Source organism: Actinophytocola sp. (assembly GCF_009379765.1).
Taxonomy (GTDB): Bacteria; Actinomycetota; Actinomycetes; order Mycobacteriales; family Pseudonocardiaceae; genus Actinophytocola.
Genome location: NZ_WHTD01000051.1, coordinates 14,977 through 27,653, shown reverse-complemented (window position 1 = coordinate 27,653; position 12,677 = coordinate 14,977). Strand labels below are relative to the sequence as shown.

General features: G+C 69.7%; 15 protein-coding genes. 6 read left to right on the top strand and 9 right to left on the bottom strand.

Features of this window, described 5'->3' with window-relative positions; all coding sequences use genetic code 11:
* Positions 1-14 precede the first annotated feature (14 nt).
* Positions 15-1,265: a diaminobutyrate--2-oxoglutarate transaminase gene (ectB, locus tag GEV28_RS17455; RefSeq protein WP_291413134.1), complete on the bottom strand. Its 1,251-nt coding sequence runs from the start codon at positions 1,263-1,265 to the stop codon at positions 15-17.
* Positions 1,266-1,356: 91 nt separating this feature from the next.
* Positions 1,357-1,911 carry a diaminobutyrate acetyltransferase gene (ectA, locus tag GEV28_RS17450; protein ID WP_291413133.1) on the bottom strand — a complete coding sequence of 185 codons (555 nt, stop codon included), beginning with the start codon at positions 1,909-1,911 and terminating at the stop codon, positions 1,357-1,359.
* Positions 1,912-2,054: 143 nt separating this feature from the next.
* Between ectA and GEV28_RS17445 the strand changes: the two genes are divergently transcribed.
* Positions 2,055-2,711: a response regulator transcription factor gene (locus tag GEV28_RS17445; RefSeq protein WP_291413132.1), complete on the top strand. Its 657-nt coding sequence runs from the start codon at positions 2,055-2,057 to the stop codon at positions 2,709-2,711.
* A gap of 11 nt (positions 2,712-2,722) precedes the next feature.
* Here GEV28_RS17445 and GEV28_RS17440 read toward each other — a convergent pair whose 3' ends face one another.
* Positions 2,723-4,453, bottom strand: coding sequence for a GAF domain-containing protein (locus GEV28_RS17440; protein WP_291413131.1), 1,731 nt, complete (start codon positions 4,451-4,453; stop codon positions 2,723-2,725).
* A 190-nt stretch (positions 4,454-4,643) separates the two neighbouring features.
* On the opposite strand from GEV28_RS17440, the gene GEV28_RS17435 reads away from it, so the two are divergent.
* From GEV28_RS17435 to GEV28_RS17425, 3 genes are all read left to right on the top strand, one after another.
* Positions 4,644-5,423, top strand: coding sequence for a hypothetical protein (locus GEV28_RS17435; RefSeq protein WP_291413130.1), 780 nt, complete (start codon positions 4,644-4,646; stop codon positions 5,421-5,423).
* 107 nt (positions 5,424-5,530) lie between these two features.
* Positions 5,531-5,938, top strand: coding sequence for a pyridoxamine 5'-phosphate oxidase family protein (locus tag GEV28_RS17430; protein ID WP_291413129.1), 408 nt, complete (start codon positions 5,531-5,533; stop codon positions 5,936-5,938).
* Between the two features lie 32 nt (positions 5,939-5,970).
* Complete coding sequence (locus GEV28_RS17425; RefSeq protein ID WP_291413128.1) at positions 5,971-7,410, top strand: alpha-amylase family protein; 1,440 nt, start codon at positions 5,971-5,973, stop codon at positions 7,408-7,410.
* A gap of 24 nt (positions 7,411-7,434) precedes the next feature.
* Here GEV28_RS17425 and GEV28_RS17420 read toward each other — a convergent pair whose 3' ends face one another.
* The 4 genes from GEV28_RS17420 to GEV28_RS17405 form a co-directional block, all read right to left on the bottom strand.
* Complete coding sequence (locus tag GEV28_RS17420; RefSeq protein ID WP_291413127.1) at positions 7,435-8,061, bottom strand: dihydrofolate reductase family protein; 627 nt, start codon at positions 8,059-8,061, stop codon at positions 7,435-7,437.
* A 108-nt stretch (positions 8,062-8,169) separates the two neighbouring features.
* Positions 8,170-9,363 (bottom strand): RNA polymerase sigma factor, encoded by a 1,194-nt coding sequence (locus tag GEV28_RS17415; protein WP_291413126.1) that lies wholly within the window; start codon positions 9,361-9,363, stop codon positions 8,170-8,172.
* Between the two features lie 6 nt (positions 9,364-9,369).
* Positions 9,370-9,726: a YciI family protein gene (locus GEV28_RS17410; protein ID WP_291413125.1), complete on the bottom strand. Its 357-nt coding sequence runs from the start codon at positions 9,724-9,726 to the stop codon at positions 9,370-9,372.
* 19 nt (positions 9,727-9,745) lie between these two features.
* Entirely contained in the window at positions 9,746-10,141 is a 396-nt protein-coding gene (locus tag GEV28_RS17405) for a DUF6069 family protein (RefSeq protein WP_291413124.1), read from the bottom strand.
* A gap of 152 nt (positions 10,142-10,293) precedes the next feature.
* On the opposite strand from GEV28_RS17405, the gene GEV28_RS42380 reads away from it, so the two are divergent.
* Entirely contained in the window at positions 10,294-10,533 is a 240-nt protein-coding gene (locus GEV28_RS42380) for a hypothetical protein (protein ID WP_367115117.1), read from the top strand.
* Between the two features lie 306 nt (positions 10,534-10,839).
* Here GEV28_RS42380 and GEV28_RS17400 read toward each other — a convergent pair whose 3' ends face one another.
* Positions 10,840-11,391: a TetR/AcrR family transcriptional regulator gene (locus tag GEV28_RS17400; protein ID WP_291413123.1), complete on the bottom strand. Its 552-nt coding sequence runs from the start codon at positions 11,389-11,391 to the stop codon at positions 10,840-10,842.
* A 69-nt stretch (positions 11,392-11,460) separates the two neighbouring features.
* Here GEV28_RS17400 and GEV28_RS17395 point away from each other — a divergent pair, with 69 nt between their 5' ends.
* Entirely contained in the window at positions 11,461-11,880 is a 420-nt protein-coding gene (locus tag GEV28_RS17395; protein WP_291413122.1) for a nuclear transport factor 2 family protein, read from the top strand.
* Between the two features lie 94 nt (positions 11,881-11,974).
* Here the strand turns inward: GEV28_RS17395 and GEV28_RS17390 are convergent, their stop codons facing one another.
* Complete coding sequence (locus GEV28_RS17390) at positions 11,975-12,601, bottom strand: TetR/AcrR family transcriptional regulator (RefSeq protein WP_291413121.1); 627 nt, start codon at positions 12,599-12,601, stop codon at positions 11,975-11,977.
* Positions 12,602-12,677 lie beyond the last annotated feature (76 nt).

Sequence of the window (12,677 nt, the reverse complement as noted above, 5' to 3'; positions counted from 1 at the left end):
TTCTCCTTACCCCTCTAGGCGCACACCGCGTGCACGGACTCGGCGAGCAGATCGAGGCCTTGCGCCAGCTCGTCGTCGGTGACCGTGAGCGGCGGCATGACCTTCGCGACCTCGCCTTCGGGGCCGGAGGTCTCCATCAGCAGCCCGCGGTCGAACGCCGCGCGGCACACCTTCGACGCCAACTCGCCGGTCTCGAAGGAGAGCCCCCGGGCGAGACCGCGACCCTTGGCGAGCATCGGCGTGCCGGGTAGCGCGTCGACCAGCGAGCTCATGACCCGGCCGACCTGCTCGCCCTTCGCGAGCGTGCTCTTCTCGAGCTTGTCGTCGGTCCAGTACGTGCGCAACGCCTCGGTGGACGCGACGAACGCCGGGTTGATGCCGCGGAACGTGCCGTTGTGCTCGCCGGGCGCCCAGATGTCGAGCTCCGGACGCAGCAGCGTGAGCGCGAGCGGCAGCCCGTAGCCACCGATCGACTTGGACAGGCACACGATGTCCGGGGTGATGCCGGCGGACTCGAAGCTGAAGAACGGACCGGTGCGGCCGCAGCCCATCTGCACGTCGTCGACGATCAGCAGGATTTCGTGCTGCTTGCACAGGTCGGCGAGGCCACGCAGCCATTCGTCGCGCGCGACGTTGATGCCGCCCTCGCCCTGCACGGTCTCGACGATCACCGCGGCCGGCTCGTTGAGGCCCGAGCCGCTGTCCTCGAGCAGCCGCTCGAACCACAGGAAGTCCTCGACCTTGCCGTCGAGGTAGTTGTCGTACGGCATCGGCGTGGCGTGCACGAGCGGGATGCCGGCGCCGCCGCGCTTCATCGAGTTGCCGGTGACCGACAGCGCGCCCAGCGTCATACCGTGGAAGGCGTTGGTGAAGTTGATGACCGACTCGCGGCCGGTGATCTTGCGCGCGAGCTTGAGCGCCGCCTCGACCGCGTTCGCGCCTGCCGGACCAGGGAACATGATCTTGTAGTCGAGAGCGCGCGGCTGCGTGACGACCTCGGTGAAGGTCTCGAGGAAGTCGCGCTTGGCCACGGTCTGCATGTCCAGCGCGTGGGTGACCCCGTCACGCTGGATGTAGTCGATCAGGGCCTGCTTGAGCACCGGGTTGTTGTGTCCGTAGTTGAGCGCACCGGCCCCGGCGAAGAAGTCGAGGTACGCCCGTCCGTCCTCGGCGTAGAGCCAGGAGCCGGTGGCTCGGTCGAACACGACCGGCCAACTTCGGCAGTAGCTGCGAACCTCGGATTCGACGGTCTCGAAAACGTTCACGATTCTCCTCAAACGCGCGGACATGGCATGGATGCGCATTCAGCACATGACCAACCGCCGACTCGCGCTAAGCCGGCGTCAATTCCGGGGACTAGGAGGCGGATCTGATACCGGGCGCGGGCGCGAACGGCCCGATGCGGAACCGCACCTCGGACTCGTGCTCGTCGGGGAACTCGCCGGCGTCGAATGTGCCGGCGCGGTCCATCGATGTGCTCCAGCGCTGCGCGAGCGACGCGAACAGCGCGTTGGAGGCGGTGTTGTCGGGTGTGATCGTGGTCTCCATGAGCCGCACGCCGTCGTCGGCGAGGCGGCTGACCAGCGCATCCAACAGCGCACCGGCCGTGCCCCGGCCGCGCTGGGAGTGACCTACCGCGATCTGCCACACCACGACCGTTTCGGGCGCGGTGGGCCGGCGGTAGCCGATCACGAAGCCGACGACGTCGTCGCCGGCCCTGGCGACCAATGACGTGTCGGCGAAATCGTGGCACCACATGAGGTAGGCGTAGGACGAGTTCAGATCGAGCTTTCTGGAATCGCGCGCGATTCGCCAGATTGCTGCTCCGTCCTTTGTGGACGGTTTGTCGATCACAAGCCCTGACGCTCCCCGAATGTCGCCGTTGGCACGGTTGGCGTGCTTTCCGGACATACCAAAGTAACGTAACAGAGAATTTTCGGACGGTCAGAACGAGCAGGTCAGACCGACCGGATCACCAGCGGATTCGGAAGATACCCTGTGACAACCCTCGCATAATTGTTGCGATCATCTGCGGAGGCGTGGTATATAGCCGGGTGGCTATCAGGATCTTCTTGGTTGACGATCACGAGATCGTCCGGCGCGGCGTAGCCGACCTCTTCGAGGACGAGCCGGACGTTCGCATCGTGGGCGAGGCGGCATCGGTCGCCGAGGCGATGACCCGCATCCCCACCAGTACCGCCGATGTGGCCGTGCTGGACGTGCGGATGCCGGACGGCAACGGGGTGGAACTGTGCCGTGACCTGCGCTCGCTGATGCCCGATCTGCGCTGCCTGATCCTCACGTCGTACTCCGACGACGAGGCGCTGCTGAACGCGATCATGGCCGGCGCGTCGGGGTTCGTGCTGAAGGAGGTCCTCGGCAACGACCTGATCAGCGCGGTCCGCACGGTCGGCGCGGGCGGCTCGCTGCTGGACGCGCGCACGACGGAGGTGCTGATGAAGCGCCTGCGCAGGGGTCGCGACGGGGACGCCGGCCCGCTCGCGGATCTGACCGACCAGGAGCGCGCGGTGTTCGAGCTGATCGGCGAGGGCATGACGAACCGGCAGATCGCCGAGCGGCTGTACCTCGCGGAGAAGACGGTGAAGAACTACGTGTCACACATGCTCGCGAAGCTGGGGATGCAGCGGAGGACGCAGGCGGCGGTGCTGGCGGTGGAGCTGAAGTCGCGGAAGCTGCCGCCGGAGGCGTGATCGACCGCTCGTCAGCGCGGGGTCAGCGGTGCGCGCCAGGTCAGCCGGGTACCGCCTTCCGGGCCGGGGGCCATCCGCAGCGTGCCGCCGAACTTCGCGGCCCTTCGTTCGATTCCCAGTAGGCCGCTGCGGGCGACGCCCGGCGGGAAGCCGACACCGTCGTCCACCACGTCGATCACCAGGTCCGTGCCGGCCTCCACGGTCACCACGATCGTGCCCGCGTGGGAGTGGCGGACCGCGTTGCTCACGGCCTCCCGCAGCACCGCCGTCGCATGGGCGGCCAGGTCCTCGCCGACCACCGTGTCGATCGGGCCGGAGATCCGCACCGACGGCGACACGTCGGCGTCCGACGACAGCTCGTCCACGACGTCCAGCATCCGCCGGCGCAGGCTCGCCCCCGGGTCGGTTCCCGTGGTGTGCAGGTCGAAGATCGACGTGCGGATCTCACGGACCGTCTCGTCCAGCTGTTCGACCGCGCGACTCACCCGGGTCCGCACCTGCGGGTCAACGATCCGCCGCACCGTGCCCTGCAGGCTCATCCCCGTCGCGAACAGGCGCTGGATCACGTGGTCGTGCAGGTCACCGGCGATGCGGTCGCGGTCGGCCAGGACGTCCAGCTGGCGCTGGGCGCGGTGCTTCTCCGCCAGCTCCATCGCGAACGCGGCCTGGTCGGCGAACGACGCCAGCAGCGGCACCTCGTTGCGCATGTACTGCTTGGCGCCCTTGTCCCGCATCGCGACCAGCACGCCACGCACCACGTTGCCCGCACCGAACGGCACCACGACCGCCGGGCCGAAGTCGCCACCGGACACCGTCCAGCCCTCGGGCGTCAGGTTCGCGAGGTTCGGGATGATCTCCGAGGTCCGGGTGCGGAAGACCCCCGCGACCATCGGCTCGGCGGCGTTGATCCGCACGCCGGCCAGCTCCTCGCCGCGCTCCCCCGCGCTCGCGCGGACCATCACGTGCCCGGTCGGGTCGGCGAGCAGGATCAGCGCGCAGTCGGACTTGGACAGGTCGCGGCTCTTGCCGGCGATGAGATCGAGCGCGTCCTGCGACGACGCGCCGCCGAGCAGGTGCGCGTTGACCTCGCGCGAGGCCTCCAGCCACCGCTCACGCAGCCGGGTCTCCTCGAACAGCCGGGCGTTCTCGATCGCGACGCCGGCCGCGGCGGCCAGGCCCTGCAGCACGACCTCGTCGTCGGCGGTGAACTCGCCGGCGCCGCGCTTCTCGGTGAGGTACAGGTTGCCGAAGACCTCGTCCCGCACCCGGATCGGGGTGCCGAGGAAGCTGCGCATCGGCGGGTGGTTGGGCGGGAAGCCGACAGACACGGGGTGCTCGGTGAGGTCGGCGACCCGGATCGGGTGCGGGTGCTCGATCAGCACGCCCAGCAGGCCACGGCCCTCCGGTAGGTCGCCCATGTCCGCCCTGGTCTCGTCGTCGATGCCGACGTGCACGAACTCCGCCAGCCGCTCGCGCTCGTCGGGGCTCAGCACGCCGAGCGCGCCGTAGCGGGCGTCGACCAGCTCGACCGCGGTGTGCACGATCCGGTTCAGGGTGCCCTCGAGCTCGAGTCCCGCGCCGACCGCGACCACGGCGTCCAGCAGGCCCTGGAGGCGGTCGCGGGTGCGCACGATCTCGGTCAGGCGGTTCTGCAGATCGCCGAGGAGGCCGTCGAGGATCAACCCGTCGGGCTGCGCGCCCGCGGTGTCGCGGGCGGTGGTCCGCACCTGCTGATCTGGCATGGGCAACCCCGAAGCTCCAGGGGAGATGGCGCCCGCGCGAGCACCATCTGCGAAGGTGACCCTTGGCACATCGCCTATCGAACGGTGCGGACGCTCTGTTACCACCTGCACGGAGCGTGATCGGGTGGCTCGATATGCGTCGCGCTGCGAGGTTCCGCCGGGTCGCCCATCCTGGAACGGGGTGGTGACCATGAGCGACACACGCCGGGGACCGGCTCTGCTCGTACTCGCGATCGTGCTCGTCGTGGCGGGCGGGGCCGTGGCGGCCGTCCTGATGTCGACCGACGGCACCGGGCCGCGGCCCGCGGCGGACGCCAGGTCGGCACCCGCGGCGGCGTCCTCGAGTGCGCCCGCGCCCGCCGCGGTCGCCGAGCCGGCGCTCTGGCCGTTCCGCACGCTCGACGAGGCACGCCGCTGGCAGCAGGAGCAGCAGCCCGGCGGGCACTCGCCCTGGCACCTGGACGCGGAGGCCACCGCCCTCTCGTTCACCACGGGCTACCTGGGCTTCGCCGAGGTCGACACCGTGCTGCGCAGCGAGGTCGATGCCACCGAAGCACTGGTCGAGGTCGGCTATGCGGGTGAGAGCGGGAGGCCGTCACCCGCCGCGACCCTGCGGCTGGTCCGGTTCGGCGACGGACCGCACGCGCCGTGGGAGGTCGCCGGCACGGTCGACGGCACGCTGACGATCACCGAGCCGGCGCCGGACGCCGTGGTCACCTCGCCGGTGCGGGTCGGCGGGCTCGTCAGCGGCGTCGACGAGAGCATCCGGGTGCAGCTGCGCGATCCGTCGGCGCCGAAGCCGATCGGCGAGTCGTGCTGCCGGCCCGCGGGCGGGGAGAACAGCCCGTGGTCGGTGACGGTCGGGTTCACCGGGGCGAGCGGCGCGACGCTGACGGTCGTCGCGTCGTCCGGCGGGCATGTCACCGACGTGGAAGGATTCGCCGTGATCGGGACTCGTCCGGCCATCTGATCGCCAGGGCCGAAGGTCCTTTTCCGGCTGGTGTACTTGTGCCCTGGTGCGGTCCCCGGATCGCGCTCATGCTTCAGTCCGCTCGGGGAGGCAGAGGGAGGTGGCCGGTGGTCGGCGAGCCACGTCGGTTGGCGGAGCTGACGCGCCCGGAATCCCTTCGACTGCTTGATCAGGTGCCCCTCGGGCGCATCGTCTACACCGTGCGCGCGCTGCCCGCGATCGTGCCGGTGAGCCACGTCGTCGACAACGGGATGGTCGTCGTGCGCACCCATGTCGGCGCGGAATGTGCCGGCTCGGTGGTGGCTTACCAGGCCGACCAGATCGACGTGGACGGGCGGCTCGGCTGGAGTGTGACGGTCACCGGGGTCGCGCGGCGGGTGCTGGACCCGGAGGAACTCGCCGGTTTCGAGGCCCGGCTCATCCCGCTGGTCAGCGCGGACGGCGTGGAGACGATCCGGATCTATCCCGAGATCGTGACCGGGTACCGGCTGGTCGACCCCTCCGTTCGAGGGTAACGGCGGCGCGGTCTTCGCATTACGTTCCAACTATGCGTCGTCCCGGTTCGGCCTTGGCGGCGGTTGTCGCTGTCGCGTCGACCCTGCTGCCCACGTCCCCCTCCTCCGCCGCGCCGGCCATGCGCGTCGCGCCGGTGACCGACGTGATCGCGCACCTGTTCCAGTGGCCGTGGGCGTCGGTGGCGACGGAGTGCACGAACGTGTTGGGGCCCAAGGGTTTCGCGGTCGCGCAGGTGTCGCCGCCGCAGGAGCACGTGGTGCTGGCGGGTCAGGGTTACCCGTGGTGGCAGGACTACCAGCCGGTGAGCTACCAGCTGAGCTCGCGCCGTGGGGACCGGGCGGCGTTCGCGTCGATGGTGCGGACGTGCCACTCGGCCGGTGTGAAGATCTACGTCGACGCGGTCGTCAACCACATGGCGGGCGGCGCGTCCGGCGGTCCGGGCAGCGGCGGGTCGCCGTTCTCGCACTACGCCTACCCGTCGGTTCCGTACGGGGACGGGGACTTCCACCACTGCGGGCGCAACGGCAACGACGACATCGTGAGCTGGACGGACCACTGGGAGGTGCAGAACTGCGAGCTGGTCGACCTGTCGGACCTGAAGACCGAGTCGTCCTACGTGCGGGACCGGCTCGCCGGGCTCCTGAACGACCTCGTCTCCCTCGGCGTCGACGGGTTCCGGGTCGACGCGGCGAAGCACGTGCCGGCCGGTGACCTGGCCGCGTTGTACGGGTCGTTGAACGGCGATCCGTACATCTACCAGGAGGTCATCGAGGGCGGCCCGGGTGAGATCAGCCCGACCGACTACGCGGGGATCGGCGACGTGACCGAGTTCCGTTACGGCGACCTCGTGAGCGCGGCGTTCCGCGACGGCAACCTGCCGCGGGCCGCATCGGTGGCCGACTCGATGCTTCTGGCCGGCGACAACGCGATCGCGTTCATCGACAACCACGACACGCAGCGCAACGGCCGCCCCGTTCTGTCCTATAAGGACGGTGCGGTGTACGCGCTGGCGGAGGCGTTCATGCTGGCATGGCCGTGGGGGCACGCGCAGGTGATGTCGAGCTTCTCCTTCGGTGGCGCGGATCAGGGCCCACCTGCGTCGGCTTCCGGTCAGACGTCCCCGGTGAGCTGCGGCAACGGCTGGGAGTGCGAGCACCGGTGGCGGACGACGGCGAACCTGGTGGGGTTCCGCAACGAGGTGTGGGGCACGGACGTGACGAACTGGTGGGCCAACGGCGGCGACCAGCTCGCCTTCGGCCGGGGCAGCAAGGGTTTCGCGGTGTTCAACCGGTCCGGCGGCGCGCTGGCGCAGACGTTCCGGACGAGCCTGCCGGCCGGTCGTTACTGCGACGTCGCGAACAGCGATCCGGGCGCGGGCTGTACCGGTTACGACGTCGGCGCGGACGGCCGCTTCACCGCCACCGTGGGACCGAACGGCATGCTGGCCCTGCACACGGGTGCCCGCGCGTAGTTGTCCACAGGCGCGGCACCTAGGTCACGTGCTTGGGGTCGGCGCGGCCGTTTCGTACTGCGGGCGGCCGGTGGGCCGGTAGACCTGGATCGTTATCCCTTTCGGGGTGGACCGTGAGTCGACCAGGTCGAGCGCTGCGTCCGGGCCGGTGCCGGGGAACAGCCGCGTGCCCTGGCCGACGATCACGGGGCAGACGAGCAGGGTGATCTCGTCGACAAGCTGGTTGTCGAGTAGCCAGCGGATCAGGGCGCCGCTGCCGTGCACCTGCAGCTCCCCTTCCTGCTTGGCTTTCAGCTCGCCGATGGCGGCCGCGACGTCACCGGAGAGGACGGTCGTGTCCGCCCACCGCGGTTCGGTGAGTGTGGTCGATGCGACGTACTTGGGCCGCGTGTTCAAGGAAACTGCGATGGGGTTGGTGCTCGAATCTGCCATTGCTCCCCAGTAGCCGGCAAAGATCTCGTAGGTCCACCGACCGAACAGGAACGCGTCGGCGCGCTGGTAGACCTGGTTCAGAAACGTCCCGCCCTCGTTGTCCCACAGCGGCGCTTGCCATCCGCCGCGCTCGAATCCGCCCCTACGGTCCTCGTCCGGCCCGCCGAGTCCCTGCATCACTCCGTCGACGGAGACACACGTGGTAGTGGTGAGCTTCATGATCGTGGTTCCTGTCTCGTTGGTTGGTTGGTCGTCGTTCGGTTCGACCGGACCACCGCACCGATCTCATCGGTGGTGGCACTGGGGTCCGGTCAGGTGGGGCGGTGGTCAGGTGTCCGGGGTCAGGCGCGCCCGTCGCGTCTCCAGGAAGGTTCGTTCCGTGTCGTTCGTGGCCAGGGTGATTGCCTCGTCGTAGGCGGCGACGGCATCCGAGGTACGGCCGAGGCGGGTGAGCAGGTCCGCGCGGGTGGCGGGCAGCAGGTGGTAGCCCGGCAGGTCCAGCTCATCGATGGTGGCCAGCGCCAGCGCCGGTCCGTGCACCTCGGCGACGGCGACCGCGCGGTTGAGCGCCACGATCGGGGTCGGGGTGTGCTGCAGCAGCTGGTCGTAGAGCGCCAGCACCTGTGCCCAGTCGGTCGCCGACCCGTCCGTGTGCACGGCGTTTATCGCGGCCTGCACCTGGTAGGGCCCCGGCTGATCACGGCGCAGGCACCGCCGCACCAGCTCATGCCCCTCGGCGATCAGTTCCCGGTTCCACAACGACCGGTCCTGCTCCGCGAGCACCACCAGTTCACCCGAAGGCCCCACCCGCGCCGGCCGCCGGGCTTCGGTGAGCAGGAGCAGCGCCAGCAGCCCGATCACCTCCGGCTCGTCGGGCATCAGCTCGGCGAGCGCCCTCGCCAGGCGGACGACCTCCAGACACAGGTCCGTCCGCAGCAGCTCCCCCGACGTGGACGTGTATCCCTCGTTGAAGACCAGGTAGAGCACGGTGAGTACCGAGGTCAGCCGATCGGGGAGTTCGGCGGCGTCGGGCACCCGGTAGGGGATGCCGGCGTCGCGGATCTTCTTCTTCGCGCGGACGATCCGCTGGGAGACGGTCGCCTCCGGCACCAGGTAGGCCCGCGCGATCTCCGCCACCTCCAGCCCGCCGAGCAGGCGCAGGGTGAGCGCGGTCTGCGCGAGCGGCGACAGCGCCGGGTGGCAGCAGGTGAAGATCATGCGGAGCTGGTCGTCGCGCACCGGTCCCACCTCCTCCGGCTCGTCGGGTTGGTGCAGCAGCAGCGCCTGCGCGTGGCGGGCCTCCCGGGTGGATTCCCGGCGCAGGCGGTCGATCGCCCGGTTGCGGGCGGTGGTCACGATCCACGCGCCGGGATTGGCCGGCGGCGCCTCGGCCCACTTCTGGACGGCCACCGCGAACGCGTCCTGGACGGCCTCCTCGGCGAGCCCGATGTCACCGAGGAGGCGCGTCAGCGTGGCCACGCACCGGCCGTACTCCGCCCGGTAGACGCCGTCCAGATCCATCCGCGCTCAGTCCTCCGAGCCGTCGTTGAACGGGCGCACCTCGATCGGGCACCCGCAGGCCAGCGCGCACTTCTCGGCCCAGGACAGCGCCTGGTCGAGGTCGTCGCACTGGATCACCCAGAACCCCCCGAGCTGCTCCTTCGTCTCGGCGAACGGGCCGTCGGTCATCGTGGTCGTGCCGTTGTCGGGGCGGACGACCGTGGTGGCGTGCGAGGGCCGCAGGCCGCCGACGAACACCCACGAACCGGCGGACCGCATCTCGTCGATGACCTTGCCCGTCCGAGCCATCTGCTCCTGCAACTCCTTCTTGGACGGCGACGGCGCGCTTTCGTCGAACTGGACGGCGAGCAGGTACTGGTTCATGGCGAACTCCTTCGAAGGATCAGGCGGACAGGCGGCGGGCGATGGCCGGGATCACGATCGCGGCGGCGACCACGTGCGTCAACATCAACAGCATCTTCGTGGCCGCGGACGCGTCCGCGAGCACATCCGGTACCAGTGACAACGCGGTGAGCACGATCGTGGTGCGGACGAACGCCGTGCGCGGACGGCGAGCCGAGCGGGCCAGCACCAAGGCCAGCACCAGGCCCACCACGGAGCAGATGACGGTCAGCACGGCGAACCCGGACACCGGGATCGGCGCGCCGTTGACAACGAGGCTGATCCCGGCGAACTCACCCGCCGCGGCGACGGTCGCGGTCGCCGCGGCGGCGACGGCCGCGGCGGTCAGGCCGCCGGTGATCAGTGGTTTCGCGGGAGCGGTGGTGATGACGGACATCGTGGGCCTCCGGTGTGGCGACCGGCCCGTTGCCGGTCTCTCACCTTGGCCACGAACTGGCTCGACGCCATTCGACACCACCGCAGAAAAAGATTAGAAGACGTACTCGCCCCGGCCGCGGCCGAGGCGACAAGGCCTACTAGTCACGAGCGATCCGACGGCATCTGCGAACTCGCGGCATCACCGCCGTGATCCCCGAGCCTGCCGACCAGTCCGGGCACCGCAAACGCCGCGGCTCCCGCGGCGGCCGACCGCCCGCGTTCGACCCAGTCGACTACCGCGCACGCAACGTCGTTGAACGCGGCTTCATCCGGGTCGAACAATGGCGCGGCTTAGCCACCCGCTACGACTCGCCATTGTCTACCGATCCGCCGTGCTACTCCACGCGGTAACCACCTGGCCTACGGACATATGTCTCCAGCCGCAACGGTGTGTGGGCCTGATGCGGTGCTAGCCGTGTTCGCCCAGGTCACAGTTATGTAACCAAATAGGACTTAGCCTAGTGTCGCGTGATCCTGTTCCTTTGCGTCCGCTGTGGATCCACGTGGTTCCTGGCAAGGCGGAGGAAAGCCGCTCGTACTGGATGTACTTGGGCTTTTCTCCAACGCCGTAACACAGACAGGGGCCGCTGTTGGCCGCAGCGGCGTCAAGGTTTCAGGGTCACGCGACACTAGGGTGGAACCCGAGGCCGGAGGCCACTACGGCCGCAGGCCCGCGAAGATCACCTCTTGGGTGCGGCGCCGCAGGTCGTCGTCCCAGCCACCGTGCAGCGCACCCTGAGCGGTGGCCGTGAGCAGCGCCATCACCTCGTCGAGCCGGACCCCTTCGCGTACCGCGTTTGCTTGCTGCGCCTGGGTCAGCAGTGCGCCGATCGCGTCGCGCAGGGTGGCGAGCGGCTCGGCCACACCCACCTCGATCCCGCCGGCCGCGAGCAGGTCGACCACGGACTTCTTCGCGGCGGCCTGTTCCACGACGCCGGCGAAGAAGTCGAAGAGCGCGGTCGTCGGGTCCGCGGACGTGAGCTCGGTGACCTCGGCGGTGAGCCGGGTGAGCAGCTCCTTGACGATGGCCGACAGCAGGTCCTGCTTGGTCGGGAAATGCCGGAACACGGTGCCGATCGCGACCCCGGCGGTTGCCGCGACCTCCTCGGTCGACGCGCTCGTGCCGCGCCGGCCGAACACCTCCTCGGCGGCGGCGAGGATGCGTTCCCTGTTGCGCCGGGCGTCGGCCCGCAACGGCTTGCTTGACAAGATGAGTCCCCACTCATAATCATTAACGTGAGCGCTCACTCATCTTACCGTGTCGGATTGGAGTGATCGATGAAGGACGTGCTGAAGCGGATCGAGGACTACTTCCTGGGCCGCGACCGGTCGATGGACGTGTGGGCACCGGACGTGGTGATCGAGGCGCCGTTCGCCCCGCCGGGCCAGCCGCGCCGGTTCGAGAACCGCGACGCTTTCGTGGCGGCGACCCGGGCCGCGCGCGAGTCGCTGCAGGTGCGCTTCGAGTCACTGACGTGGACCGCGGTGCACGAGACGACCGACCCGGAGGTGCTGGTGCTGGAGTACGAGCTCGGCGGCATGGTGTTGACGACGGGGAAGGAGGCGTCCGCCCCGTTCGTGGCGGTGCTGCGCGTGCGTGACGGGCAGATCGTCCATTGGCGGGAGTACCAGGACAAGCTCGCGATCGCGGCCGCGCTGGGCGAGCTGCCGACCCTGGACGCCTACACCCAGTCCTGACCAGCCGCGGGTCCTGAGCGTTGGACTCGCGGGTCCTGAGCGTTGGACTCGCGGGGTTCTCGGTGGGTGGGGGACGTTCGGGCGACGGGGGCGGTTACGGGAGGGTGGTCGGGTCGGTGGCCAGGGTTCGCAGGCGGGTTCGTACGGCGGTCTCGGCCAGGTCGTAGGCCGTGTCGTCGTCGTGGAGGACCGAGCGGGCGTTGGCCGCCGAGACCATCGCGTCCAGCTCGAAGGCCAGCTGCCGGCTGTCGCATGTGGACTCGAGGTGGCCCAGTTGGCGGGCGTCCTCCGCCGTTCGTTCCAGCAGAGCGCCCCAGGCGGACAGGGCCGCGGCGACCGCGTCCCGCACTCTGCCGGGGCGGGCGTCGTACTCCGCGGCGGTCGCGAAGAAGAAGCAGCCGCCGGGGAAGACGCGGCCTCGGGAGTAGGCCAGCCAGCCGTCGCACAAGCGCCACAGGCGGTCCAGGCCCGGCGGCGACTCCAGCGCCGGGCGCACCACCCGCTCAACGAAGATCTCGCGAGCGGCCGCGACGGTGGCGAGTTGCAGCTCCTCCTTCGAGCCGAACCTCGCGAACACACCGCTCTTGCTCACCTCGAGCTCGCTCGCCAGCCGGCCGATGGACAGGCCCGCCAGCCCCTCCACCGACGCGATGCCCATCGCGTGCGCCAGCACGGTGGCCCGGGTCTGCTCGCCGCGCAGTACGCGGCCGTCGGTCGACACGACTCACAATCTAGACGATCGTGCTGACTTCTTCCACAACTGTGGACACCGCTTGTGGATAGCCGCTACCGTTCCC